The 26,212-nt window shown below is 37.7% G+C and carries 22 protein-coding genes and 1 pseudogene; 15 read left to right on the top strand and 8 right to left on the bottom strand.

Features of this window, described 5'->3' with window-relative positions; genetic code table 11:
* Nucleotides 1-12 precede the first annotated feature (12 nt).
* From SCALIN_RS06735 to speE, 11 genes are all read left to right on the top strand, one after another.
* Nucleotides 13-1,341 carry a B12-binding domain-containing radical SAM protein gene (locus tag SCALIN_RS06735; RefSeq protein ID WP_096893669.1) on the top strand — a complete coding sequence of 443 codons (1,329 nt, stop codon included), beginning with the start codon at nt 13-15 and terminating at the stop codon, nt 1,339-1,341.
* Nucleotides 1,332-2,291: a GNAT family N-acetyltransferase gene (locus SCALIN_RS06730; RefSeq protein WP_096893667.1), complete on the top strand. Its 960-nt coding sequence runs from the start codon at nt 1,332-1,334 to the stop codon at nt 2,289-2,291. Before SCALIN_RS06735 ends, SCALIN_RS06730 begins: the two co-directional genes overlap by 10 nt.
* Nucleotides 2,245-3,237, top strand: coding sequence for a polysaccharide deacetylase family protein (locus SCALIN_RS06725; RefSeq protein WP_096893666.1), 993 nt, complete (start codon nt 2,245-2,247; stop codon nt 3,235-3,237). Before SCALIN_RS06730 ends, SCALIN_RS06725 begins: the two co-directional genes overlap by 47 nt.
* A gap of 57 nt (nt 3,238-3,294) precedes the next feature.
* The gene (locus SCALIN_RS06720) at nt 3,295-5,052 is read left to right on the top strand and encodes a hypothetical protein (RefSeq protein WP_096893665.1); all 1,758 of its coding nucleotides are present in this window, start codon (nt 3,295-3,297) and stop codon (nt 5,050-5,052) included.
* A 49-nt stretch (nt 5,053-5,101) separates the two neighbouring features.
* A complete protein-coding gene (locus SCALIN_RS06715) occupies nt 5,102-6,865 on the top strand; it encodes a hypothetical protein (protein ID WP_096893663.1) in 1,764 nt (587 codons plus the stop codon).
* Nucleotides 6,866-6,983: 118 nt separating this feature from the next.
* Nucleotides 6,984-7,826 carry a methyltransferase domain-containing protein gene (locus SCALIN_RS06710; RefSeq protein WP_096893662.1) on the top strand — a complete coding sequence of 281 codons (843 nt, stop codon included), beginning with the start codon at nt 6,984-6,986 and terminating at the stop codon, nt 7,824-7,826.
* 70 nt (nt 7,827-7,896) lie between these two features.
* Nucleotides 7,897-8,988, top strand: coding sequence for a radical SAM protein (locus SCALIN_RS06705; protein ID WP_096893660.1), 1,092 nt, complete (start codon nt 7,897-7,899; stop codon nt 8,986-8,988).
* Nucleotides 8,989-9,079: 91 nt separating this feature from the next.
* Nucleotides 9,080-11,263: a tetratricopeptide repeat protein gene (locus SCALIN_RS06700; RefSeq protein ID WP_096893658.1), complete on the top strand. Its 2,184-nt coding sequence runs from the start codon at nt 9,080-9,082 to the stop codon at nt 11,261-11,263.
* A 123-nt stretch (nt 11,264-11,386) separates the two neighbouring features.
* Nucleotides 11,387-12,046, top strand: a complete 660-nt coding sequence (locus SCALIN_RS06695) for a cysteine hydrolase family protein (RefSeq protein ID WP_133111729.1) — start codon at nt 11,387-11,389, stop codon at nt 12,044-12,046.
* Nucleotides 12,047-12,405: 359 nt separating this feature from the next.
* Nucleotides 12,406-12,798, top strand: coding sequence for an adenosylmethionine decarboxylase (speD, locus tag SCALIN_RS06690; protein WP_096893655.1), 393 nt, complete (start codon nt 12,406-12,408; stop codon nt 12,796-12,798).
* Nucleotides 12,799-12,810: 12 nt separating this feature from the next.
* Complete coding sequence (gene speE / locus SCALIN_RS06685) at nt 12,811-13,752, top strand: polyamine aminopropyltransferase (protein ID WP_203415386.1); 942 nt, start codon at nt 12,811-12,813, stop codon at nt 13,750-13,752.
* A gap of 133 nt (nt 13,753-13,885) precedes the next feature.
* On the opposite strand, the gene SCALIN_RS06680 is transcribed toward speE, so the two are convergent.
* The 7 genes and pseudogenes from SCALIN_RS06680 to SCALIN_RS23830 all read right to left on the bottom strand — a co-directional run.
* Nucleotides 13,886-14,266 (bottom strand): response regulator, encoded by a 381-nt coding sequence (locus SCALIN_RS06680; protein ID WP_096893652.1) that lies wholly within the window; start codon nt 14,264-14,266, stop codon nt 13,886-13,888.
* Between the two features lie 3 nt (nt 14,267-14,269).
* Nucleotides 14,270-14,428 carry a hypothetical protein gene (locus SCALIN_RS22015; RefSeq protein ID WP_162532190.1) on the bottom strand — a complete coding sequence of 53 codons (159 nt, stop codon included), beginning with the start codon at nt 14,426-14,428 and terminating at the stop codon, nt 14,270-14,272.
* A gap of 85 nt (nt 14,429-14,513) precedes the next feature.
* Nucleotides 14,514-14,879, bottom strand: a complete 366-nt coding sequence (locus SCALIN_RS06675) for a response regulator (protein ID WP_162532189.1) — start codon at nt 14,877-14,879, stop codon at nt 14,514-14,516.
* A 342-nt stretch (nt 14,880-15,221) separates the two neighbouring features.
* Entirely contained in the window at nt 15,222-16,712 is a 1,491-nt protein-coding gene (locus tag SCALIN_RS06670; protein WP_162532188.1) for a sigma-54-dependent transcriptional regulator, read from the bottom strand.
* A gap of 210 nt (nt 16,713-16,922) precedes the next feature.
* Entirely contained in the window at nt 16,923-17,333 is a 411-nt protein-coding gene (locus tag SCALIN_RS06665) for a hypothetical protein (RefSeq protein ID WP_096893648.1), read from the bottom strand.
* 769 nt (nt 17,334-18,102) lie between these two features.
* Nucleotides 18,103-20,262 carry a Tex family protein gene (locus SCALIN_RS06660; protein WP_096893647.1) on the bottom strand — a complete coding sequence of 720 codons (2,160 nt, stop codon included), beginning with the start codon at nt 20,260-20,262 and terminating at the stop codon, nt 18,103-18,105.
* A gap of 116 nt (nt 20,263-20,378) precedes the next feature.
* Nucleotides 20,379-20,654 (bottom strand): annotated as a pseudogene (locus SCALIN_RS23830) (transposase); the annotation flags it as partial.
* 885 nt (nt 20,655-21,539) lie between these two features.
* On the opposite strand from SCALIN_RS23830, the gene SCALIN_RS06650 reads away from it, so the two are divergent.
* Complete coding sequence (locus tag SCALIN_RS06650; RefSeq protein WP_096893643.1) at nt 21,540-22,691, top strand: iron-containing alcohol dehydrogenase; 1,152 nt, start codon at nt 21,540-21,542, stop codon at nt 22,689-22,691.
* A gap of 231 nt (nt 22,692-22,922) precedes the next feature.
* Here the strand turns inward: SCALIN_RS06650 and SCALIN_RS22630 are convergent, their stop codons facing one another.
* The gene (locus tag SCALIN_RS22630) at nt 22,923-23,159 is read right to left on the bottom strand and encodes a hypothetical protein (RefSeq protein ID WP_203415384.1); all 237 of its coding nucleotides are present in this window, start codon (nt 23,157-23,159) and stop codon (nt 22,923-22,925) included.
* Between the two features lie 264 nt (nt 23,160-23,423).
* Between SCALIN_RS22630 and SCALIN_RS06640 the strand changes: the two genes are divergently transcribed.
* The 3 genes from SCALIN_RS06640 (at nt 23,424) to SCALIN_RS06635 (ending at nt 26,080) form a co-directional block, all read left to right on the top strand.
* On the top strand, nt 23,424-25,037 hold the full coding sequence (locus SCALIN_RS06640) for a putative sodium/potassium/calcium exchanger (protein ID WP_096893642.1): 1,614 nt from the start codon (nt 23,424-23,426) through the stop codon (nt 25,035-25,037).
* A 398-nt stretch (nt 25,038-25,435) separates the two neighbouring features.
* On the top strand, nt 25,436-25,600 hold the full coding sequence (locus SCALIN_RS22010; RefSeq protein ID WP_162532187.1) for a hypothetical protein: 165 nt from the start codon (nt 25,436-25,438) through the stop codon (nt 25,598-25,600).
* Nucleotides 25,601-25,864: 264 nt separating this feature from the next.
* Nucleotides 25,865-26,080, top strand: coding sequence for a hypothetical protein (locus SCALIN_RS06635; RefSeq protein ID WP_096893641.1), 216 nt, complete (start codon nt 25,865-25,867; stop codon nt 26,078-26,080).
* The last annotated feature ends 132 nt before the right edge of the window (nt 26,081-26,212 follow it).

The raw sequence follows: 26,212 nt of genomic DNA, 5'->3' as shown, positions 1-26,212 counted from the left end.
AGCATTTTTATTATGAAAACATTAATCCTGAAACCAAATGATGGAAGTGTTGTCGAAATTAATGGAACCACTAATTTCAGTTCCCATGGTGACAAGGTGTTTCCCTGGTCATTGGGAGTCCTGAGCTCATTGATGAAAAAACGTGGAGACGAAGTTCTTTTCCTTGACGCGATGGCATCGGATCTTTCTTCCACTCAGGTGATAGAAAGAATAAGAGCCTTCTCTCCTGAAATTATTATTGCAACAGTAAATCCTGTTAGTTTCCGCAAATCTACTTCCTTTAATATAGGATGGGATTCCGAACTCATATATCTGATCAATGAACCATTTGAAAAGTGGGTTATGGAAAGAGCGCCTCATGTCAGAGTATTCTTCGGTGACTGGTTTTCAAAGGTAACCGGTAATAATATATTAAGTAAAGATATCCCACTACCGGCATATGACTTAATGCCTATGCATCTCTATAACCACCAGCAGTTATTAGCTACCGATGGATGTAATCATCACTGCATTTTCTGCCATTTTGGAAAATTATCAGAACGGTCATGGAATTCCCGTTCTGTTTCCTCAATAGTAGAAGAATTAAAGAGATTACGATCTTATGGAATGAGGTTTATTCGGATTTTCGATAATGAATTAGCATCAGATATGTATTTTGCGAAAGAATTACTGCGTGCGATTATAAGGGAAAAACTGGATATAATCTGGGAAACCAATACCCGTGTTTCTAATCTAAACGAGGAACTCGTTTCACTCATGTCACAAGCGGGTTGTATCTATACAGGCTATGGAGTAGAGTGCGCCAATCAGAAAGTCTTAGACTCAAATAAAAAAGAAATCACTCTGGAACAGATAAGAACGGCTGCCAGACTTTTCAGAAAGCACAACATTTTAGCTCGTACATATACTCTTGTAGGGCTTAAAGATGCAAATATCCAGTCCGTAATGGAAACATTTGAATTCCTTCAGAACGAAATTAAAAGTTATAACTCTACTTTCGATCTTGTAATACCCTTTCCGAATACTGATTACCATAGACATCTTGTTGAAACAGGTAAAATGCACTCTGAAGTTCAACCGTCACATATCACGTGGATAGAAAAACACATTTACAAGAATACCTTTTTAGAAAAAGAAGAATCGTTAAAACCGGAGTGGAATTATGATGCTATTTCTTTTGAAGATGCCTGCACGCTGGAGCATGGATTACGGACCAGAATCCAGATGAACACTCAATGGAGGAAGCTCAACGCACTGGTAAGACGTGGACCAAAAGGAGTTAGATTTCTTGCAGCACAGACTAAATATAGCAGGAGACTTTTGAGACAATTATGGAATTAGTCAGGATAAATGATCGTTTGGCTTGGGAGAATGTCAGAAAGGACAAACCTGAAATGCATGGCTATTCTTTTAGTTATAACTGGTTAAACTTTCAAGCCAGGTGGCACTCTGGTGAGAGAATTACTGCCGCACTGGTTGATGGAAGAAAAATCTACGATCTGTTTGCCGGTATACGAAAAGATAACATTATATGGGCAGGACCTGCCAATGCTCCAGGTGGCAGCAGTAGTTCTTACCATACCGATCTTTTTTGCAAACACTTTGGTGACGACCGAATCTACCTTAATTCTTACAACGCTCTTCCACTTGCCAGAGATGTTAATTACGAAATGGTTATTGATTTACATGAAATTAAATCAGTAGATGAGTATATTAGTGTTAATACATCAGAAAATATAAAGAGAAAGTATAGAAAAGGAGTGAAAAAGAATATTATCGTAAAAGAAGGAAATGTGAGTACTTTCTTCAAATGCTATGATGAACTTGTTAAAAGAAAGTCAATTCGCTATCCATTTACCATTGATTACTTTCATTCTATGATTGATCTGCTCGGAGAAGAAATCATTTTGCGTTCTTTTTATCTGGAAGACAGACTGATGGGATCATCCCTGTTGATGGTAACGCCATCGCATATTCATAATTATTTTGTATTAGCAAAGACTGAATCTTTTATAGAAGGGTTTCCTGCAGTTCTCTTTGTACAGATGATTGAAGAGGCATTGCAACGTAACAAACGATGGGTCAATTGTGGTCCCTCTTCTCCCTGGGATGGAAGCTATGAGTTTAAACGCCGCTTTGGTGCCAGACCAAAAGAGATATATTCTTATATTATTCAGGGGAAACCGTTAGAAGTATCATCCCTTCGTCTTAAAAGCTGGATAAAAAGATGGAAAGGCAAAAGACATGCAGAATCTGCGAAAGTTCAAAGTAGCAACAAAGCTGTTCCTTGACCGTTTTCGTCCTTATCCTTACATTATGGGATTAATGCCGCGACCAGGGTATATAGCCAGAACGCTTGGGAGCGTTATACATGAAAGTGCAGTGGTAAAAGGGAAATTAAATCTCAGTGAGCCTGCATGGTTTCAGATGAACAGTGGTGCATTTATAGAAAACCTGACGATTTCTGGCATGCACTTTTGTTACATAGGTGAAAATTGCTCTATACACGATAGACATATTGATCAGAATACTTTCGTTCTGAACAACCAGATAATTCAAGGGGTAGATAATTGTGTAAAAGAATTGACTGTCTCTGTTGATTTGGAAGGGGCTTATTCGTTAGCTGAAGGCAGTACTGGTAACCATCAGTTAATTCAGAAAGAATCAGCAGATCGTGCCAGGCAGATTCATTCAATATTCAAGGAATCAGGGATCAAAAGTACCTGGTTCGTAGTAGGTGATCTTTTTGAGGATCGTTATATGGGACCCGTTTGTGATGAAATAATGGCAGACCCAGATATTGAAATAGGATGGCACACACAGAACCATATCAACTATTTCTCAGTATCGGAACATGAAGTAGATAGAGATCTGGAGTGTGCAGCAAGAGTTCGCCTGCGCCATAGTCTGGAACTGAAAAGCATGGCATTTCCCTACAACGCAGTTGGATTTGTCGATAAAGTAGTATCAGCCGGCTTTTCACGTATCAGGGGTTATGTTGGACAATTTTACATACCAGCAACAGTTGATTTTGGTAATTTTGTCTTCATGGGAACATCAATGTTTGTGGGACCAGATACGGTTGAAAACTGTTTAAATAAAATTCCTCAAAAACCTGCAAATTTTAACATTTTTCTTCATCCTGTTGATTGGATTGGCCATGATATATCACCACTTCGTCATTTTATGCGTAATGTTCAGAAACCGGAAAAAGTCATGGAGAAGTATCACTGCTGATTAAACTTATCAGACAGATAAATTTATTTCATATTTAATTACAAGGCCTTACAATCTATGAATTTAATGATACTGGCAATTGTGTCAATTTCAGCATTTACGTTACATCTGAGAACAATAAAGCTCCCTCTCCACCCTGACAGCGGATATTTTCTCTACATCCCTTTCTTCAAAAGAATCGGTTATTTTTTTTCGCCTTCAAAGGTAATATCTTCATCACCTCCCATTGTTACTGGAGACTACAATATATTAGGCAGTAAATTTCTACTTCGTTCTTTCGCCGGCATAATCTTTTTTCTTGGAGGGAAGAGCAAGAGTTTTAGAATCTTCTACGCGTTTTATAATCTCCTGACGGGAATTGCGATATACAAGCTTGCAAGCCAGATTGGTTCTCCGCTGCTGGGTTTAATAGCTGCATCAATTTATCTGATTATGTCACTGAGTCCATACCACGATTCATTTCAATTGCATGCCGAACAATATGCGTACTTACCAATGATTCTGGCACTAATTGCGGTAATATTGGCTGGCACATTGAATGCTTCACATATTTTTACCGTTCAAAGTATTATGCTGCTTCTTGTCAGTGGTTTGTTGCTGGGAATGGTTATCATGTGCCTGAAAATAACATATGCTGTAGAGGCTTTTATAATCTGCTGCTTTTCTCTATCGAGGGGTCTCGGTGTTTGGGGTATACTGTTTATGATCTGCGGCATAGCTTTATTTGTTTCTTTTATCCTTGTTTATACATTTATAAGAACCAGATCTATTGATCTGTTTGTTTATACCTACTTTCCTAAAATGTTCCTTTACTACAAGAAGTCAATGCCAGCTGAGCATAATATCTTTAAATTCAACGTAAAAACATATTTTATTATTTTTTCCTGTTTCCTTTTCGGAATATGCTGTTTTTTAGCTGGCATCATCCTCTCAGTCATAAATCATAACACCAGCATTATTATTATATCTATACTGCCTTTTGTATCTATGGCTGGTATCTGGTTTCAAAATAAATTCTATATGTCACACTTCTATTCTCTACTACCCTTTTCCTCAATTGTTGCTGCTTATGGTGTGAAACAAATGCTGGGGTTTACTGGTTTAGGATTTGTCTTCTTTGTTGTTATTTCTCTTCTGCTTTTGATACCAGCTTTGTTACAGATATTCCAATATTATCTCAAATATGATGCACTTACTTTTCACATAAAAACATCCCAGGTTATAAATCAAAAACACACATTGAACTTTATTGCAGAAGAAGGCATTGCCGAATATGTTAAGCGTAATTCAGCAAAGGATGATTTTGTATTACAATGGGGATATAATCATGAGTTTTATGTTCTGGCTCAACGCAGGGCATCATTGAGGGGTCACTTAGCTTCTACGTTAATGACTGACCCACAACTGAATGATGCTATGTATATCAACTGGAAGAAGGATGTATTGTCGGATATAGAGAAACTTACTCCAGCGTTCATTGTAGATTTTGATGGTTCCTTGAGGATAGAAACAGTAAATAAGGTTTCAGGACATCGCTACAAACTGGAGAAAAATGTTTACGGAATATACCCTCTTTATCGTCTGGTTGATACCCACACCAGCCGGAAAAGATCAACAGCCACAGAAATCCTGAAATCCTTAACAGAGAATGATACCAGGAGAACCATAAACAATAAGATTTTTGACAGTAATTCTGTTTATATAAAATATGTAAATAACCTGGTAATGAAGGATAGATTAAAAGAAGCAGATATCTATTCTGAAGGTGGTATCACAGAGATGTTTGATGACTGGAGACGTATCAATAACCAATAATGATCAGGAAAAAGAAATTTAATCTAAAAACAGGAAGGTTCATTAAATCGTGATTATTCCATTATTAACGATACTAGCAATAGTAACGTTTGTTCTGCATTATAAAACAAGAGAACAACCTCTGCACCCGGATAGTGGTTTTTTCATCCATGTTCCCTTCTTTATGAATAATGGCTATAAATTGTCTCCATGGAGAGCCGACTCTTTGGCACCTCTCCGTTACAGCGGAGACTATCATGTTCTCTGTCCAAAATTCTTATTAAGAGCTTTTGTCAATATTATACTTATTCTTAAAGGGTCCATTAAGAGTTTTAGAATCTTTTACGCCCATTATAATTTACTTACTGGATTTGCAGTATACGCTTTAGCATGTCTGCTCGGTTCCCCTCTTATAGGAATCATTGCCGCTTCGTTTTACTGGATTATGTCACTCAGCCCTTTTCTGGACACTTTCCAACTACATGCCGAGCAATATGCTTTATTACCACTACTCCTTGCCGTAACTGCCATCTTGCTGTCTGCACATGGTGACCTTTCACAAAACTTTTTTTTTAACCGTATATTCTTTCTTCTGATAAGTGGCTTTCTCATAGGGTTAGTTACAATTTGTCTGAAAATGTCTTATGTTCTGGAAACATTTGCAATCCTGGGTATTTCTCTATGCTGGGGGCTAAACGCTTGGGACTTGCTATTTGTTTTTCTTGGTGTCGCTTCAATAATAATAATTACAAATTGTTATTATTACATAAAAACCAGATCCTTTCATAATTTTTTTAATTATTATAAACCAAAGAACGTTATCAGTTACAAGAAATCTATGCCTGCCGAACGTAATATTTTTAAATTTGACGCGAAAGCGTATTTTGTCATATTTTCCTGCTTTCTTTGCGGAATATACTATTTTGTCGTTGGTATCACCTTCTCAGTCATCAACCATAACACCAGCATTATCTTTATGTCGGTACTGCCTTTTGTATCTCTGGCAGGTATCTGGTATCAGAATAAATTCTATATGTCACACTTCTACTCACTACTGCCTTTTGCTTCAATTGTTGCGGCATATGGTTTCAGACAGATGCTCGGGTTTTCTGGTTTAGGGTTTGTCATCTTTGCTGGTATTTCTATTCTCCTGTTGTTACCAGCTTTGTTACAGATATTTCGATATTATATCAAATACGATGCGCTTACATTTCACATAAAAACATCTCAGGTTATTAAGCAAAAGTACACACTAAACTTTATTGCAGAAGAAGGCATTGCCGAATATGTAAAACAAAATACTGCGAAAAATGATTACGTATTACAATGGGGATATAATCACGAGTTTTACGTCTTAGCTCAACGGATGGCGGCATTGAGCGGGAAATTAGCATGTGCATTAATGACTGATCCACTATTGAATGATGCGACAATACCCAGCTGGAGGAAGCACGTATTGTCAGATATCAAAAAGTTTGCTCCCGAATTCATTATTGACTTTTACGGCTCTCTGAATATCAAAAAAGTAAATGAAGTTTCAGGAATGCTTTATAAACTGGATAAATATTTCTATGGGATATACCCTTTGTATCGTCTGGTTGATACCCACTGTAGCAGGAAAAAAACAGCAACCGAAGAAATGCTGAAATCCTTAACAGAGAATAATACAAAAAGAACCATAAACAGTAAGATTTTCAACTGTAATGATGATTTTATACAATTTGTGAATCGGTTAGTAATGAAGGGCAGCATAAAAAAGGCTGATATATACACCAACGATGGCGTAACGCAGATGTTTGATGACTGGAGGAGTATCAATAACGAAAAACGATAATGGCATAAAGGTGTCAATATCTGCAGTATAAGCATGGGTTTATAAATATAAGGATAAATGAATCAGTTACCGATTATAAAAAAAACCAATCTACCATTATCTTGTAAACGGATATAAAATGAGAGTCCTGGATTTAGCGAAGCGATTATTGCCGATAAGTATTAAACTGAAAGGCCAATGCTTAATTAATAACCATCTGCCGCGATGGTTGAGTAGGAAAAAGCTACATAACATAATTGAACATAAACTTCGAACATTCAATAACCTTAAAGAGAGCATTCGTTTCTTAAATTATGATTTTAAAGACAAAAATGTGCTTGAACTGGGACCTGGCTACCTGTTTGGCCTTGCTTACCTTTTTCTGGCTGAAGGTGCTAAAAATACTGGAGTTGTTGACAGTTTTGACTGGAAGCGGTTTGTGTTGAGATATGATTATGTAATGGAGTATTACAGAAAGCATATCGAACAGGAGTATAACACTCGAATAGAGGCAACTTTCTATCCTACTAAATCAACATCTACCATTCAATCATTCGTCAACGAGAATGGAGATTCTGGGTATGCGGCCAATGAAATCGATTTAATTTATTCTAATGCGTGTCTGGAGCATGTACGTAAAGTTGATACTGTCTTCAAGAATATGTTCCGTGTTTTGAAAACTGGTGGCATCATGGTACATCAAATTGATTTGCGCAACCACTATGATTTTGACAAGCCATTAGATTATTTAAGACTGTCTGATCAGGAGTGGGAGACTCAGAATCACCCTGATGATTCTTACACAAACAGATTAAGGGTCTGTGATTATCGGAATATTTTAAATCAATATCCACATAGGGTATTAAAGTTTGCTATACAATTTGATGATCAGTTTACGGCACCTGATGATATAAATCAGAAATTTATCAATTCTAAGGACGTTGATGCGGTTGGGCTGTTTATGGTTATTGAAAAGTTATAAAATTATATTCAGCTGTTTGCCGTGCTTTCTTTAAAATTTTAATATTTCCTTTAATGAGGTGTTAAAAACAATGATTACAATGAAATCTATACTACATTCTCTGAGTTCATTTTGCCTACCAGGAAAGGTACTTACCTCTCCATTAGATAAACCTGAACGAATGCATCTCAATTTAACAAGTGCCTGCAATATACACTGTATAATCTGTCGCTGGGGTGATAAAAAATCATACCCGAAAGGTGTTTTTTTAAGTAAAGATGTTATTGATAAACTGATAACTGAAACATTTGATTCCCTGAGGGAGCTGAGAATTGATTCTGCCGGAGAAAATCTCCTCTCCAGTCATTTCGCTCATGTCCTGTCGGAGGCAACGAAACGCAATGTCCCTATATTTATATCTACTAATGGTACGATACTTAACGAAAGAAATGCTGAAGTTATCTGCAATTCATCAGTAAAGAATATGCAGATATCAATTGACAGCCCTGTAAAGGAAACACTTGAATTATTGAGATCTGGTGCAGGATATGAAAATGTTATTAAGGGAGCAGAAACTATCGTAAAAGCCAGGAGAAAAACAGATAATAATAAAAAACCACATATTGATTTCCATGCTGCTCTGTTTAAGTCTAATCTGGAACAAGTGCCGGATTTATTACGGCTGGCAAAAAGAACAGGTATTGACGGAGTAACCGTCGCATTCGGTTTTATTCATGAACACATGAATCCGGATTGGTCAATATTCTGGGAGAAAACGAGGACGAAAATAGTTATTGCGAAATCGCTGCTTCTATCAAAAATACTGGGCATACATTTTTCTGCACCGATTAATTTTCTAAAAATATTTGGTAAATACAAATCAAATAATTATTGCAATTACCTGTTCGAGTCTACCTATATTGAACCAAGCGGTAAAGTATCTCCCTGTTGTATTGGTCGTTACGATTTAGGAGATCTTAATCACTCTTCATTTTCTGACATCTGGTCAGGCAAAAGATATAGTGAATTACGAAGGACCTACAATACTGATACACCAGTATACAATAAATGTGCAAGTTGTTATATAACAGGCTATTGGGACCCAGATGACTATAAAACATATTTCCACCCGTCTCACTGGAAATATGTTGAAAAAAAATCAAACAAAATACACCCCGGCTAAAATAATTAGAGGTTTAATACTGTTAAAATTTGAGATGTTTAGTCATTGTTACAGAAACATCTGAATAAATACAAACTGAGGTATCTTGTAAATGACAAATGTATTGGCAGTAACGATATTAATTCTCACTGCGTTGACGTTAAACATCCCTAAGTTACGAAAGCCCCTATCTGAAGATGACGGTAACTGGTATTATTTATCAGTATTCTGGCAAAAAGGGGTTAGAATGTTCAAGGGATACGACAATAACGGTTATTTTGGAGTACCATGGATATCGGCAAGGCTTTACAATATTATCGGCTTTGAGAGATTAACATTCTTTTACATATTTAAATCGATCTGGTACAGTCTTACATCAGTATCTATTTACTGGCTGAGCCTGTGCTTCTGGAATGACCCTCTCTTGTCATTTGTTGCCGGGCTATCTTTCGCAATGTTAACCGCTGTACCAAACACATTATTTGTTTTAACGTATGCTGAGCACTTTTTTATTCTACCCATAAATCTTTGCATTATTTTTACATATTATGGCATGACAACCGGAAATAGTTTTTATTTTGTTCTCTCTGGTATTATGTCTGCGTGGTCTGTCCAGATAAAAACTCCCGCGCTTATCTTCAGTATGCTATTACCGCTAATTTTTTATTTCACACCGCACTTCTTAGCGGGTGTTTCTTATTACATGGTAGCGTTTATGGGAATTAATCTACTGCCAATATACCATGTTAAAAGGCAAGGCGGAGATTTAAATCAGTATTTACATAGAACATTTTACCCCGCAATTGAAGCATTCAATGTCTATATCATCAAACTTAAATTAAAGCCGCTAATTAATCGTATCTCAAAAACATCTGATTATCTTACAACAGGCACATATGTCAAAGCCCACCATAATAAGGATAGAAAGACTCAATGGGCATGTTTCAGTGACTTTATGCTGCCCGCAATTAAAGATTTATATATGATTCTTTTCTTAGCTGCTGCTCAGATTATTCTGCTATTTAAAGATTTCGATCTGTTCAGTTTATCAATGGTTTTACTCTTTATCATCTTCCTGTTAATGCAGCAGGTTCAGAAAAACTATTATACTCCACATTTCAATCCATGTTGGGCGCCTGTCAGCATTCTTGCGGCAAAGACTGCCTTTGACATATGGCCGTACCTCTTAAATAGTGGTGTTTTAGGATGGACGGTAATAGCATTCATCGGTATTGAGTGTACCAGAATTGGAATAACAATTATTAAGTCATTTTCTAAAGGTGAGATTAATTCTTTCGGATATCTTGATCCTTTATTTGGAAAGCTGTTTCGATTAGGCGAAACTATCGGTCAATATATTCGCAAGCATTCTAAAGAAGAGGAAAAACTGTTCGTGTGGGGAGATCAACCTTCTATATATCTTTACGCAGGACGAGAAGCCTTCAATTCGCATATCAGCTATCTCGTGCCTTATGCACATCATGATCATATCATAATTGAAGACGAATTACTTAACTCCCTGAGGGAAAAACCTCCTGAATTGCTGCTTTTCTACAATTATAAGGTAAAAGATAACTGGAATATCAAAAGGCTCCAGAATAAAATCGGTATTCCATACAATCTTATGAAAACTTTCAGGCTTACTGATCACAGGTATAAAAATGCCGGTAACCCGCAAGGCATCTGCTTTGACTTTCCGCTTTACCGAAGAAACGATCAACTATACAGCGAAATATTACTTGACCGTGCTTTAAACGCAGAGATCAATGGAAATGTTCATGAAACCCGGAAGCATCTTGAATACATTCTTGACATTTTTCCTGATAATTTTGAGGCTTCAGTAAGATTGTCTTTAATGAAGGAAAATTCAGTTGACAAAAAGAGAATGAGGGATTTCCTGGATGAAAAAATTAAAGAAGGCAACAATTCTAGGAAAATTTCATCTCTCTTCAGACTGTTGGCGGAACTTGATGTTGAAACAGAAGATTTTGATAACGCTCTGAACAAATATGAAAAAGCAGTTGCTTCAAATCCTAATGACTTCAGAAGTTATAATGGATTAGGCGAATTGTATTTATCCATGGATAAAACAGAAGCAGCCATTACCTTATTTAATAAAGCGGTTGCGTTGAACCCCTATTTTCCTGATGTTTATAATAACGTTGGTGTATTATTAGCCGGTAAAGGTAAATATGAAGATTCAATAAAATTTTTTCAAAAAGCACTTTCAATCTTGCCTACCCATACAGACTCACTTGAAAACCTGAGAGCAGCGGGCTCACATCTTGAAGAGTGAATAAATAAAAGCGGAGTATTTGTTGTTGACAAATATTGACAACGCTAATAAAAACAGGTAATTATTAAAGACCGAACGAGTTAGTGGAGTTTACGTCTTTATCTCTTGCGATTTTTAGATTCTTTGCTTATTATATTTTTTTCATTATTTTATACGCCATACGGCACACCTCACCTCAGCGTTATGGTAACCGATAATCAGTCACTAATTCTTATAGATCCATTGATCGGATTTTGCGGACTAAGCGGTTCTCTTGCAAAGAGGTATGGAGAGAGGGAACTCGCCGAGATCAGAAATACAATTCCCAGAATTGCCCAGGCCGCGGCGATTTCGACTAGAACACATCTTGTGAGGTCTGAATATTTTGCAGGTCAATTTACAGATGGAAACATGGATGACACTCTCGCCAATCTATGTGTTCCGGATGCTAACGAAGACTGTAGAGTAATCAGTGAATTGTCGAATGTTAAGTTTAGATCGAGAACAACTAAGTGTGAGGAGAACGCCTTTTCCTCTAAAGAATTCGGGAACGTAGTAGGTGATGACATCAGGAACGGAATTAGTAAGTTTGTAGTTGCGGGCTTCTTGCTTGAGCATTGCGTTAAAGTAACTGCAGAAAAACTTGTAGAATTCCTCTCTGATGGAAAAATTCAAGTAGTGGTTTGCACCGACTTGACTGCATCAAGAGTGGAAAAATATTCAAACGGAGTTGTAGAAAGTACAAAAGTAAACCTGAAATCGAAAGGAGTAGTAATTGAAAGCTGGGAAGAGGCATCACCATAACCTGTAATGGCTCCGTTTATCAGACAAAGAACCTTGACGTGATTCTCTGGAGTGTTTACTTGCAATACGTATAAACCTAGCCGGACACTTATCATATTTAGTACCTTTTTTATTATAGCCAGGCATAGCTTTCTCCAGGTAACAAAAATCTTTCTTGACAAATCAACGTATATAGATAAAAATGCATCTTCATTTTTTTTTAGTATAGAACCGTATGAGTTAAAGAGTTGTAAGAGTAATTTAAGGCAATGTTAAGGTCATGGTACCTGATTGTTCGCTTCTTTGTTGTTAAGGCGGGCGGTCAACAATCGCCACAAATTATTCTTTATCTTTCTTCTTAAGAAATGGGGGGGTAGAGAATGGAAGCATTCGGACGACATCTTTTAGTTGAGATGTGGGATTGTAACAGGGAAATCCTTGATGATGCGGAAAAGATAACACAAATTATGTGTGATGCTGCAAATGATGCCGGCGCGACTGTAGTCAAATCTATTCACCACGAGTTTGATCCTCCGGGAATAACTGCTGTAGCTATTTTATCAGAGTCACATATTTCAATTCATACGTGGCCTATAGAAGGCTATGTGGCTGCTGATATATTTACTTGTGGAACTGTAGCTGATCCTCAAATAGCCGTTAAGAGGCTGCTGGATGGTTTTGGGCCAAAAGAGCACACTTCCGTTGAGATAAAAAGGGGTTCACCATTTATCAAGGAGACAATGCTTTCTAAAGCGTTGTCTACAACTACTTAGAGAGGCAAACAACTGAAAAAAGACCTTCCTTCACGATGGATTTACGACTATTTCAGCCCTTCTGAAGTTCATAAACATGCCATTAAAGGTACAATATACCATGGAAATTCAGATATCCAGGAGATAGTAGTAGCCGAAACTCACAATTTTGGCAGATGCCTTATTCTTGATAATGAATTCCAATCGTTTGAACTGGATGAGTTTATCTATCACGAAGCGCTTGTACAGCCTGCTATGATAATGCATCCTGAACCAGAAAAAGTAGCTATTATAGGTGGTGGTGAGGGTGCTACATTGAGAGAAGTCCTCCATCATAAGACAGTCAACAAGGCTATGATGGTGGACATTGATGAAAAAGTGGTGGAATGTGCGGAAAAGTACCTGCCGACCTTTCATAATGGCTGCTTTTCAGATAAAAGGACAGTGCTTACTTTCGGTGATGGTCGCAAATTCATTGAGGACTCTGATGAAGAGTTTGATGCTGTAATAATGGATATTACCTGCCCACTGGAAGAGGGTCCCGCTTACAAGCTATTTACTAAAGAATTCTATGCTCTTGTAAAACAGAAGCTTACACCTCATGGTGTATTGTCTATCCAGGCAAGCACAACTTCACCAGTAGCTCTACAAACATATACCGTTCTCAGTAAAACGCTTCAAGCGGTATTTCCTAATGTATTTCCATATGCCGCGTACGTGCCATCATTCGCCCTGCTATGGGGATTCTGTCTCGCCACAAACGACCTGGATCCTGCCCAGATAAGCCCTGAAAAGATAGACCGCAGGATTTCTGAGAGGGTCAATTCAGAACTGAGATTCTATGATGGTATTACCCACCAGGCGCTCTTTAACCTTCCGAAGTATCTCAGGAAAGCACTTAAAGAACAGACTCACGTTAATCTGGACAAAAATCCCCTTATGGAACAATACCCAGGTCTGGCAGACAAGGATTAATAATTACCGTTCAGCCAGAGATTTCTGTAATTGATCTACCAGGAGTGTTTATGTGAAACTCAACATGATTTTTGCTATAAAAGGTCTTTAGAAAGAACGGGTGTTTAGATTATTGAAAAAAATAAGTTTCTATCTACATCTCAATTCCAAGAATATTAACCACTTTTTCAAGGAGCTCATCAAGATCAAAAGGTTTTGTTATATAATGATTAACACCGATATCTTTAGCCATTTGTTTATCAAACTTCTGTCCCTTTGCAGTAAGTATCAAGATGTAAACATCTTTCATTCCAAGTATATTCTTAGCCGAATTACACACATCAAAACCACTCATTTCCGGCATCATGACATCAAGGAGTACAAGATCTGGTTTTGCTCTCTTAATAATCTCAAGTGCCTGTTTTCCATCATTTGCAAGTAGTAACTCTACTCCTTTGTCTATAAGTGGTTCAAGGGTTTGTTCAATTAAGATTCTCATTCCGGGTTCATCGTCTGCAATTAAAATCGTTGCCATCTCTCATTCTCCTGAAATGATATTTATGTGTCGCATCATTTGAAACTTCCGTTTTCTTTGCCTTCCACACACATAATTAATAATTGGTATAGATAGTTTATCGGTGGTTTCAAGAGAAATGAACTGCAGCATCGTAATCTCAATCATTCCATTATTTTCCATTATGAGAAGCCCTCTCCGTACACCGGTATTCTCTATTAGTATATCCTTACATATTAATTTTCTCTTGTCAGTACTATATAATTTTCTATCCAATTTTTGCGTTGATTTCGGTAATCAAGGTTTCATTTATAGCGGTCTTATCAAGAATTACAAGTGTTGGATCTATTTCCTTTAGACTTTTGTATTTTTGCCGAGGATAGTTACTGGCTATAATAACGGGTATATCAGCATATTTGGGTATATTTTTCAAAAATAAGAAGAATGTATCTCCTGTTATCATGTCCAGTAATATATCAAGAATAATCAAGTCCGGGTTTTCTTCTTCCACTTTAGCTAATGCATCATTTTCGTCATATGCATGAATTATTCTGTAATCAGTATCGTCTAGAATGAGTTCATACAAAGTATGAAAGGACACGTCATATTCCACTATCAGGATTTTTTTACTCACTATCCAATACTCCACATATCTACAATAAATGAAAGTTTTGTGACAATAAATCTCTGCTGGTCCAAATAGATCATGCATTAGAATGGAGAAGTCTATCATGTCTTTGGACCAGCAGGTGAATGGCGGTTACTACATCAATTAAGTGTATTCGCAAAATTGATGCCAATGTTTCTTTGTGGATAGTGATGCTTTAAGTGGTTATGTAACAATATGATAGTGCTGTGGATTTGGTTTTGGATATTGCCTTCTACAGTAAATCCCTAACAAGAATTGTTATGGTTTTATAACAAAATAATACTTTATTACGTTTAGGAATCGTTCAATTTGGTAGATTTTATTTTTTTATTTCTTTAGATCCTTCCAATTGATTTCAAGTACGTGAAACTGTTGTCTCATATTATTTTCTGTAATTCCAAATAAATCGGCCAGGTCTTGATATCTGATATTACTATTTTGTCGGTCGCTCTTAAGCCTTTGGACACATTTTTGTAATATCTCCTTTCGCCCACCATTCGTAGTATATATTTTGGCAAACTTCATCCATTTATCTTTTCCTCGCCATTTTTTCTTAAAAATTTCGTCTATCAATTTTTCAATATCTGATGGCTGCTTTTCGATTTCTCCTTTGACGTCAAAATCAAAATAGTCAGTCTGCAGGATGTTAGAATCACCCGCGTTTATCATTGCTCGCCGTACGGTATTCTCAAACTCTCTTATGTTTCCAGGCCAATCATATCTTTTCAATAGCTCCAATACATCAGCCCGTAAATAATCTTTTTCTCCGTTTTTTGTTTCAACAAGAATATTCTTGTCGTCCTCCTTATTGAATTTTCTAATGAAGTAAGCAAGAAAATCTGGAATGTCATCCTTTCTCTCTCTCAAGGATGGGACCAGGATTTTATACTGATTTAAGCGGTAAAACAGATCCTCTCTAAACTTATCTGCTCTTATTAAGCTCTGAAGGTTTTTGTTTGTTGCCATAATAACCCTGGCATCTATCTTGATATCTTTCTTTCCTTTCATTCTCCGTATTGTCTTTTCCTGTAAGAATCTCAATAACCGTCCTTGCGCTTCCAGTGAGGCGTCACCTATTTCGTCAATAAATACAGTTCCTCCACAGGCTTCTTCAAGAATTCCATGATGGCTCTCTTCTGCTCCTGTAAAAGCTCCCTTTTCATGGCCGAAGAGTTCACTTATCAGAATGTTATCACTAGGAAAGTCAGTACAACTTTTTATTACAAATTGTTTATCACTTCTATTGCTATTGTCTTTAATTGCACTTGCAATCAAGCCCTTTCCTACACCACTTTCACCCGTAATCAATATGGTTGCGTTTGTGGCAGCAGCATTTAAAATGTCTTTACACACTTTTTTCATAGCCGTAGTCTTGCCAATAACAAAGTCAAACTCCTTTTGTAGAGAATCTGAGGTTGCTTCCGTATTCCTGATAGCACGCCTGATCTTCTCAGTAAAACTTCTATAAATGCCATCTATACCAGAGTTTAGCTGGTTTTTTGCAAAAGCAAAGGCACATTCCGGGTAATCTTTAAGCATGAAATCATCATCCGCCACTGTACTGGAGAGCATTATAATAGTGAGATTCGGATAACTCTTTTTTATATGTTTAAATACTAATTTACCTTTGCTAACATTACCAAATAGTACATCAAGTAACACTGCGTCAGGTTTAAAAGAGCTGATTGCCTTTAAAGCATTTTCGGCCTCAGTTTCATACTCAACCTCCAGGTCGTGTTCTTGAAGTCCGGATTTTAACAATGTACACCAACCCGGCTCGTCATCAATGACCAAAATTCTGTTTTTTCTGTAATTCAATCTTTTATCTCCTTCCATTATCTATTATTACATGGATTGAATAGTTTTGCTCTATGTACAGTAGTCACTTCTGCCTTGGTGAATATTCCTCATTATCTGGTAGGTATATGAGATTTTTTTTCTGTAAATAACGAAAATTAAAGGATGCGTCTACCAGACTTACTCGCCCGGATGAGTCATTCAGGCTGGTATACTAACCTTTTGGAAAAATCAGCTATCATTTTCTGGTTCTGGTCGGGACAGTCTGGATATAATATCTTTAAGAAGTTTTACCAGTTTGTCCCCATTGGTTAATAGCACAACTTTGTTTTCTTCTGAATAATCACCAGGTTCATCAAGTAGATCGAACATGGCCTTGTAGTTTAAATCTGCCTCAGAGAGCTGTTTGTCAATCTTGTAGTATATTCCCGCAAATCTGTTTTCTATCGTGTTCTCCAGCTTATTATATAAAGCTATCTCTTTACTGAGCCTATCTCTTCCGGTAACAATGATTACCTCTTTCATATTAAACCACCTCTTATTAAATGTATTTGCATCAGCACTTTTCAACCGATTAATACAGGATTCTATTATCCCCAGGACATTATTTAACCTGTGAATTAATATTTCTATATTTTCCATATATTCCTTCCTCATGCCAAGTCGCTAAATACACAAAGGGTTCACTTCAGGCAATTGCGGTGACAAACTATCAACCTGTTATCTCCGTCTGCAAGACTACAATATTATTATATATTCGATTATTCTCTGAGATTGTTTTAAGAAAAAAGCAGTATCCCAATTTGAAATTTCCTGTAATGTTACATAACTACAAGGAGATTTACAAGCCGAAACGGTAACTGTTTGTTATAAAACCATAACGAATTTTGTTATGGTTTTATAACAAAACGAATATTTGATTTTCTTGATGAAAACGGTAACTATCAATCGGGAAATGACATACGTATTGGTATTGATTACAGGTTGTGATGGCATGAAATTTGATATTAACAGCTTTTTAATAATAATCGTGATTTTCGTGGAGAAACGTATTTGCCAATGGCTTAGTTTTTATTTTAGGACAAAAACCGGAATATACATATTATGAACAAGAAAGAGAAGCTAACATTATACGGGGCTATAATCGGATTAACGCTATGTGCCGGGTTCCTGATATGGGTAACAGTTGGGGTTTGCAAATAAAATATCTTAGATTTTACTGACACTTTGATTCAGCATTGTTGTAATAACTTGCAGTTCTTTTTAAAGTTGTTAATTATGATAGACTTTTACTGAATGTAAACCTGTTTAGTAACTCGATACAATAGAAGATCTTTAAATTCATCAATGCTGATGGTTCAAAATTGTGACAATGACTATTTTAGTCAATTAGTCATTTCTGCTGTTGTTATTACCGAGACAGATGTTTCATCGAAAGAGATATCCTTTTTCTATCAACGTCAACTTCAAGGACTTTGACTTTGACGATATCTCCAACGGACACATGACCTTTTATGTCCTTTACGAATTTATTGGAAATTTCTGAGATGTGGACAAGGCCGTCCTGGTGTACACCAATATCAACAAAGGCACCAAAGTTGGCTACGTTGGTTACACTACCCTCCAGTATCATATCCGGTTCCAGATCTTCTATTTCATTAATTGATTCATCAAAGGCAGCAGTAATAAATAGTTTACGTGGATCACGTCCCGGTTTTTTAAGCTCTTCCAGAATATCAGTTATTGTGGGAAGTCCGGCTTTTGCACTGACAAACAGGTGAGGATCAAGTTTGTCAATCAGCTCTTCACAACCAATTATTTTACTCGGCTTTTCCTGAAGATTTTCAGCAAACATGTCTACAATATAATAACTCTCCGGGTGTACCGCCGAATTGTCCAATAGATTCGCAGAGTTGCGGATACGCATGAAACCGGCGCACTGTTCAAATGCTTTTGGACCCAGTTTTTTGACTTTTAGAAACTGGTCCCTACTGGAGAAAAGTCCGTTCTGGTTGCGGTAGCTCACAATATTTTCAGCCAGACTGCTGCTGATACCGGCGACATAGGAGAGTAGCTCCTTCGAAGCGGTATTAACGTCTACACCTACATAATTGACACAGTCTTCGACGACATCATCCAGCTTTTTTTTAAGTTTTTTCTGCTGAACATCATGTTGATATTGGCCTACACCAATAGATTTCGGATCGATCTTTACCAGCTCTGCCAGTGGGTCTTGCAGCCTGCGCGCGATACTCACCGCTCCACGGACAGTAATATCTTTGTCCGGAAATTCCCTTGCGGCAACTTCAGATGCGGAATAGATAGATGCCCCTGATTCATTAACTATTACGACTTTTATCTTTCCTTTAAATTCCGTTGCTTCATCCTGGGCCAGCGCCCAGTGTACAAATTTGCCTGTTTCCCGTGATCCGGTACCATTACCAATGGCTACTAACTCTATTTTATATCTGTTAAACCAGTCATATAGTATTCTGGCAGAACCTTTAAAATCATTTCTTGGTTCAGTGGGATAGATTACGGCGTCATCAAGGAGTTTTCCGGTATTATCCAGTGCTACAATTTTACAACCTGTGCGAAAGCCAGGATCGATTCCTACAATAGGACATCCACCACCAGGAGGGGCCAGAAGTAAATTGTTTAGATTTGAAGCAAAGGTCTCTATCGCTTCCTCATCCGCTTTGTCTTTGTTTTCAAGGCGGATTCTCGAAATTATTGATGTTTTCATCAACCGACTATATGAGTCTTCAATTGCCTCTGACACTATTTCCGCTGACTGGTTCTTTTTATCTCCTAATATACTGTTTTTCAGTTTTGCGAGAATCTCTTCATCAGGTACTTCAATTGTAAAAGTAATCACACCTTCGTCTTCCGCGCGTCTCAGGCCCAGCATATTATGGCTTGAGATAGAGTTGACAGTATGATGGTAATCATAATACATATTGTATTTTGTATTTTTCTCTTTGTATTCTTTCTTCACCTTTGAAACATAATGGCCTGCATCATGCATGTATGTGTAGACAATATTTCGGTAATCAGAATTTTCCGATATAATTTCTGAAATAATATCCCCGGCTCCTGCCAGTGCATCTTCAACACTCTCTATGTTCTTAAAACTATCCATTCCCTCTATGGCCGAGTTCACAGGATCAAAGCCATCATCTATTTCCAATATCTTCATGGCCAGTGGTTCCAGCCCTTTTTCCCTGGCGATTGTGGCACGGGTCCTTCTCTTCGGTTTGTAAGGTAGGTATATCTCTTCCAGCTCAGTCTTGGACAGACAATCATTGATAGTTTTTTCAAGCTCCGGAGACATCTTATCCTGATCGATAATAGTTTTTATTACCGTCTCTTTACGCTCTACGAGCTCACCCAGGTAGGTGTTACGCTCCTCTATATTGCGAAGAGCGACTTCATCAAGGCCACCGGTTATTTCCTTACGGTATCTTGCTACAAATGGAACTGTGTTACCCTCGGCAAAGAGGGATAATACCTTAATAACTATTGGTTTTGGCAGATTGAGTTCATCTGCAATAATATGTGTATTATTCATAAAGATATCTACCTTCTCTGAATTTGATTTTATAGCGATTCGGTTGATCGAAGTTGGCACTATATTTAGTGTTCACCTTTTATTTCGGAATCATTTACAGGCGCGACGTCCACAGCTTACTGAACTAGACAATAAAACAATTTGCCTCTTGACCTAGAAGTTTTACGAATATAACGAAATGCCAATTCGTCCAAATAGTAATCTAAAGGTGATTGATGTACGTCTCCTTGATGAGTACCAGATAACAACCTTTTCAAGGGTGAAATTGCTCTATGCGCCAATGTCAACAAATTTCTTTCAACATCATTAGGTTTTCTAACAATATTATGTTTATAACCTTTAGATGTCAATCCATCATAAGAAATCCAGCCATCTGTACAGATTCTACTTCCGTGCTCTACCTTTTTTCAACGGATGGAACCAAGCTCATAGCCGAGGCATCCGGTACACGAAAAAGGCGGATATGACCAATATGCTTATCTTTTTTTTCAGTGGCGAAGAGAACCAAAGGCGTTCCATCTGCTCATCGTTCTCTTTTACCTTTTCAACTGCCTCCAATGTAGACTTCATCAACTTCTACGGTTCCAGAAATGCGATCACATCCAAGGCATATCATAACGGTTCGCAATCTATGAAACCACGGCCATGCCGTTTCATACTCTAGTAAGACCCAAGCTGCTCTCGGCTCGCATAAAATATGCGTAGCATTTATAGTACACTGATAATGTTTAATTACTAGTATGTGGTTCAATATATAGCTTCACCCCTCTCCAGAATGAAGTTTATGCGTCTGTTCTTTAGAAACTTCAAGTTCATACTGTAGGGAAGTATAATAACACACCCTTGCCGTATTAGGGTTTGTCTTGGCGTTCTTCATCGGAATGAGTATACCATAGTATTTATACCTATACTACTTTATTGAGCAACTGTATATTATATGTTATTGTAACCTCTGGTTTTCTGTCCGAATGGTATCTGTAAGAATGGCATTGTCGGGCTTTAAGCTGATACATATTTTAATATAGGTTTATTGTATCAGCATGCTAGTATAAACCTATGCGCTTTAAGTGCACAGTGGTTTAGTTCCCCTATACTTTTCTTGACAAAAAGCAAATTTAAGCTATATAATAAATCCGTTTGTTGATCCTCTATTCCAAAATGCTTGGTTGCTATACGTATATACGACGGTGTGAGACTAACGGCTTAACATAACGAATTAATTAAGTGACTCACAGTGTTTCTGGCCTTGCACTAAAATCTATAAAGGAGAAAAATTTATGTCATCATTTATCGTTCCAAGGAAAATATATCATGGGCTTGGGTCTTTGGAGAACCTGAAAGAGGTAGAAGGCAATAAAGCCGTTATCGTTATAGGCGGTGGTTCAATAAAGAGCTCCGGGTTTCTCGATAAAACTATCAACCTTTTGAAGGAAACCGGTATTACCTCGACTGTTTTTGAAGGGGTAGAGCCTGACCCTTCCGTTGAAACCGTGATGAAAGGGGCGGAATTTCTCAAACATGAGAAACCTGATCTTATTATTGGTCTGGGTGGGTGTTCTGCCATCGATGCAGCTAAGGCCATGTGGGTATTTTATGAATACCCTGAAGTAACTTTCGAAGAGATTGTTCGTCCATTTACGATAAAACCACTGCGCAACAAGGCCCACTTTGTTGCTATCCCATCCACCAGTGGGACAGGTACCGAGGCGACCGGCGTTTCGGTCATCACTGACCGTAGTAAAGGGACCAAATACCCCTTAGTTTCCTATGAGATCTGCCCCGATATTGCTATAGTAGACGGAAATCTTTGCCAAAGCATGCCCCCCAATATCACCGCTAATACAGGGATGGATGCGTTATCCCACGATGTTGAAGCCTTTGTTGCCGACCTGGCATCACCTTACACAGACGCTCTTTCCATAGATTCTGTTCGCATCGTTTTCGATTACCTTCCCCGGGCTTTTAAGGACGGAAATAACCTTGAGGCCCGTCAGGCCATGCACGATGCTTCCTGTTTGGGCGGGATGGCATTTTCCAACGCTATTTTAGGTATTATCCACTCAATGGCACACCAGATTGGTGGCATGTTCAGTGTTCCCCATGGTTGTGCTAATGCCATCCTTATGCCAAACGTGATTCGGTTTAATAGCCGCAGCACTGACAAATACCGCTTGTTGGCCCAAGCTCTGGGAAAGGAAACTGCCGAGGATTTTGCCAAGGAGATAGAGAATCTAAGGCAGAGCGTGGGTATTAAGAGTAATTTCAAAGAGTATGGTGTCGATCCTGAGGTTTGGAAAGAAAAATTGGATGCCATAACGCAGAACGCCATGGAAGATCCTTGTACCGGCACTAATCCGCGGCAACCAACTCTGGAAGAGATAAAAAGGATTTTCGAAAGCTGCTTCAGCGGTGGGGTTGTAGATTTTTAATCCTGAGAGATTGCAGGCCATATAAGAAAAATGGATAAGCATAACTCTTTTGTTTTTTGATGATCCACGACAAGCGACTTCTGTACTAACGGGATTACTATGTTGTAAGCCAAATAAGCTACCCATCGGTTGAGTAATTTAAAAAAGTTTGGCGGTAGATAATGCAAGCCCGGGCAGGCTGAAAGCATTAGCCGTATGTGCCTTTTGTGCTGAAATTATACGACTCCCTGGCTATTGATCACCTCTGTCATTACCGGAGAACACTACAGTTTCTACAACCCCGTCCCTGTCAACTACCGTTGCCCACATATTAAGGCCAAATCCCCCATTCTCTTCTCCAACAATACTCTTCAGGGCTTCCTTTATTTTCGGATATTGAGGTAAACCGTCCGCGAAAGATTGAAGTGAAATTACCACAGTAACCAGCATAAATACTGGAATAGTATAGATTGACTTGCGTTTCTTCATAAAGCCTTATCTCCTTTTTAAATTCATTGTTGGTCTAATTGCTAATAAGTAGATAAATAAGTAGATAGTTACTTAATACTTTTTATACCATTGGAATGGATCGGAATAATATAACTGCAAGTTTATTGAAGTCAAGTGAAAACAGAGAATGTAGTATACCAGATTTACTATCAAACATTCTTTATAAATTGATTGACAAGATAATGATAAAGGATAAGATTTCTAGTTATTACTATTTAATGTATAAGTCATGTTGGAATCCTGATGGCAAAACAAAAGAGTAATAAAGAAGAAAAAGAGGTTAAAAAAAAGACAAGATCTAAGGGTACGGTAAAGTCAGCCTCAAAGGAATCAACAACACGAAAACTAACAGACGATAAACCCAAACCAAAATCAAGACCAAAGCCCAGACCAAAGCCAATAACAGAACCTGAAATAGAAACATCTTCTGACACTGAAAAGTATTTGGCACAAATAGATAAAACTCAAACCGATAAACCGGCAGATAATTTAAACAAGGTAAATGCTGGAAAGTCCGATACTGAGATTTCCTCAGAGAAGGTGGAACATTTACACAAAGACGACCAGACAGGTGGGGCAACAGAGGCAATTCTCGAAACTACTGAAATTGAAGGTTTACAGGCTGAAGAAAAATCCGACAGCATGATAGGGGAGGCTACTGTAGATCCCGACGCAAATTTGAATCCTATTGAAAAACCAGGAGGTACTCAAACAGACGAGCATTCGGGTGAGGTACATGGATCTATAGTTGAAGGTCCAGGGACAACTGAAAGTACAAAAGAGAAGCTAGATGATATACGATCGGATGACCAGACTGATGAGCCAACTGAGTTGAATGCCAGAAGTTCCGATACGGAAATCGAAGTAGGTGAAGTGGATGTCTCACAGACAGAAGAAATTACTGATGCAATACTCGAAGCGGCTGCAGAGTCTGAAAGACTTGCAAAAGTGGCAGAGAGAACAGGTCAGGGGAAGGAGGACTCTCAAGAGGACATTCCTGTGGATGGCATGTCTGAATCCACTATTGAAGACTCCGTTGCTGCTCAATATACAACAGAAAGCTTTCCAAATGAAGTTAAAAGTGTCCAGACTGAAGGCGAACAAAAGAGTGTTGTAGTTGGAACGGAAGGCATTGATACAGCAGAAAGTTCTGGTCAGGATGGAGAAGGCGTACTAATAGATAGATCAGAGGATGTGTCTGAATATGTTGCTGAGAACTCTGTTGCTGGCTGGGATTCAAAAGAGAAAAAAGATGGTACTAAGGATGATGGTCCGCCTGAAGGAGTAGACGATATGCTGACTGATCAGCAAGAGAGTGGCGTAGAGGATGAAGTTGATGAAAGTGCTGAAACATTAACAAACCATACCGGGAAAGCAGACGACACACAAACAGACAGCCATGTGATTTCTTTGGTAGAAGCCAATATTGAAAATGATGAGGCTTCAACGGCGGTTTATTGTAAAAATAAACAAAATCGTACTAAAAAGACCGGGATTGTTATATCCATTTTCATAGTGACTGCTGCAGTAATAATATTCATATTTGCATCTGTCGAAAGAAGGTCTGCCAAAAATGCACTTGTACAGACCAACAAGGTAGCTGAATCCATAAAACAGATGCAGGAAGAAACGTTAAAGGGTAGAGAACAGGTTGTCTATTCACAAATAGAGAGTCGAGAGTTGGTAATTGATTCACTATTAATAACACGAAATGGATTGGAATTGGAGCGTGCCAATTCTGACGAGTTAGAAGTAAAGAGAATTATTGATGTGTTCATAAATGATATAGATGAACGTACCGCAAAAATTAAAGACGATATCACTCGTTTAAGAGATAAAATAAAAAAAGCTGACTGATATCCAGTGTGATTCATAAAAAAATTTTATTATCTTTAATAAACAACGAGTAATTATTTACCGAGAATCCCATCCACAAAATCACCTGAAATAGATGTTTTTTACAAATCATATAAATATTTCTGGTGTTGTATTCTCTGTGTATCCCATCTTGTCAATAATATAGATAAAATTCATGGATATTTCGAAATATTTAGTTAAAGACTATTGTAAATGTGTCGATAATAAATGAAGCGTTCATTGCTCTGGAGTTTTCTTAATGTTGTTCCGTCAGTTTGTCGTGTGTGTTCTATTTGCGGAGAATCTAATGTACTGTCCAATAGATAACAGGTAGAGGTGCTCTGGTATGACAAGAAGATGTGTAGGCAAAACCCTACCTGACACTACCGGAAATTTATATGTATGATTATTTAGAACAAAGAAAATATATCAGGTTTGAAAAGCCATTTATGGTAAGGTTTAGAATGAAACCGGGCGTAAACCCGGGTGCAATCCCTGCAGGTTGGGACATGGTTGCCGTAAACAACCTGGGAGCCAGAGCTGTTTTTTTTAAATTTCAGTAATAATTTGGAGGTTGGTACAATTTTAAATTTAAAAATTGGACTTTCAACAACCGTACCTTCAATAGAATGTGATGGGGTAGTTGCTCGTGTTATAAATTATCCAAAACCTCTTTTTTTGGTATTGTAATAATTTTTACTCAAATTGATGAATATGATAGAGAAACGATAAACAAGGTTGTAGAAATGGATTGTAAACACACACTTTAGGAGTCTTATCTCAAGCATCTTAATAGCATTATTTCTCAGACAATAGGAGGTCAAAGCATGAAAATAAATAGAATTTTTCCTCATTTCTTCACCACTGATATTTGTGATGGGGAGATAACTCAGAAATATGAAAAGTCGTTTACAGAAATTCTCCATGAAGAACAGGAAAAGCTTTTGCGACTAATATCAGATGCAGAAATTACTGATAATATGCAGCAGTTTTACCAACAATGTAATCCAAGAATGGTAGACGATATATTCTTTGAAGATTAGTAAGATTAAATCGCTATCACAACAAAAACTTCCTTAAACCTCACTCACCTGTTCACCGTGGTCAATGTTGCTGATTCAATGGTTTCTGTTACCCTGCAAGCGGGGGTACGATATTTGTGCCTCCTTGCCAAT

This window comes from Candidatus Scalindua japonica, assembly GCF_002443295.1.
GTDB classification, from domain to species: domain Bacteria; phylum Planctomycetota; class Brocadiia; order Brocadiales; family Scalinduaceae; genus Scalindua; species Scalindua japonica.
This window is presented reverse-complemented; position numbering and strand designations above follow the sequence as displayed.

Bases quoted from the DNA above. Each gene is read 5' to 3' on its own strand.
- SCALIN_RS06635 (WP_096893641.1), top strand. From the start codon at position 25,865: ATGAAAATAAATAGAATTTTTCCTCATTTCTTCACCACTGATATTTGT.
- SCALIN_RS06730 (WP_096893667.1), top strand. From the start codon at position 1,332: ATGGAATTAGTCAGGATAAATGATCGTTTGGCTTGGGAGAATGTCAGA.
- SCALIN_RS06720 (WP_096893665.1), top strand. From the start codon at position 3,295: ATGAATTTAATGATACTGGCAATTGTGTCAATTTCAGCATTTACGTTA.
- SCALIN_RS06680 (WP_096893652.1), bottom strand. From the start codon at position 14,266: ATGGCAACGATTTTAATTGCAGACGATGAACCCGGAATGAGAATCTTA.
- SCALIN_RS06705 (WP_096893660.1), top strand. From the start codon at position 7,897: ATGATTACAATGAAATCTATACTACATTCTCTGAGTTCATTTTGCCTA.
- SCALIN_RS22630 (WP_203415384.1), bottom strand. From the start codon at position 23,159: ATGAAGAAACGCAAGTCAATCTATACTATTCCAGTATTTATGCTGGTT.
- SCALIN_RS06665 (WP_096893648.1), bottom strand. From the start codon at position 17,333: ATGGAAAATATAGAAATATTAATTCACAGGTTAAATAATGTCCTGGGG.
- SCALIN_RS06710 (WP_096893662.1), top strand. From the start codon at position 6,984: ATGAGAGTCCTGGATTTAGCGAAGCGATTATTGCCGATAAGTATTAAA.
- SCALIN_RS06735 (WP_096893669.1), top strand. From the start codon at position 13: ATGAAAACATTAATCCTGAAACCAAATGATGGAAGTGTTGTCGAAATT.
- SCALIN_RS06660 (WP_096893647.1), bottom strand. From the start codon at position 20,262: ATGAATAATACACATATTATTGCAGATGAACTCAATCTGCCAAAACCA.
- SCALIN_RS06725 (WP_096893666.1), top strand. From the start codon at position 2,245: ATGCAGAATCTGCGAAAGTTCAAAGTAGCAACAAAGCTGTTCCTTGAC.
- SCALIN_RS22015 (WP_162532190.1), bottom strand. From the start codon at position 14,428: ATGGAAAATAATGGAATGATTGAGATTACGATGCTGCAGTTCATTTCT.
- SCALIN_RS06650 (WP_096893643.1), top strand. From the start codon at position 21,540: ATGTCATCATTTATCGTTCCAAGGAAAATATATCATGGGCTTGGGTCT.
- SCALIN_RS22010 (WP_162532187.1), top strand. From the start codon at position 25,436: ATGTATGATTATTTAGAACAAAGAAAATATATCAGGTTTGAAAAGCCA.
- SCALIN_RS06700 (WP_096893658.1), top strand. From the start codon at position 9,080: ATGACAAATGTATTGGCAGTAACGATATTAATTCTCACTGCGTTGACG.
- SCALIN_RS06640 (WP_096893642.1), top strand. From the start codon at position 23,424: ATGGCAAAACAAAAGAGTAATAAAGAAGAAAAAGAGGTTAAAAAAAAG.
- speD (WP_096893655.1), top strand. From the start codon at position 12,406: ATGGAAGCATTCGGACGACATCTTTTAGTTGAGATGTGGGATTGTAAC.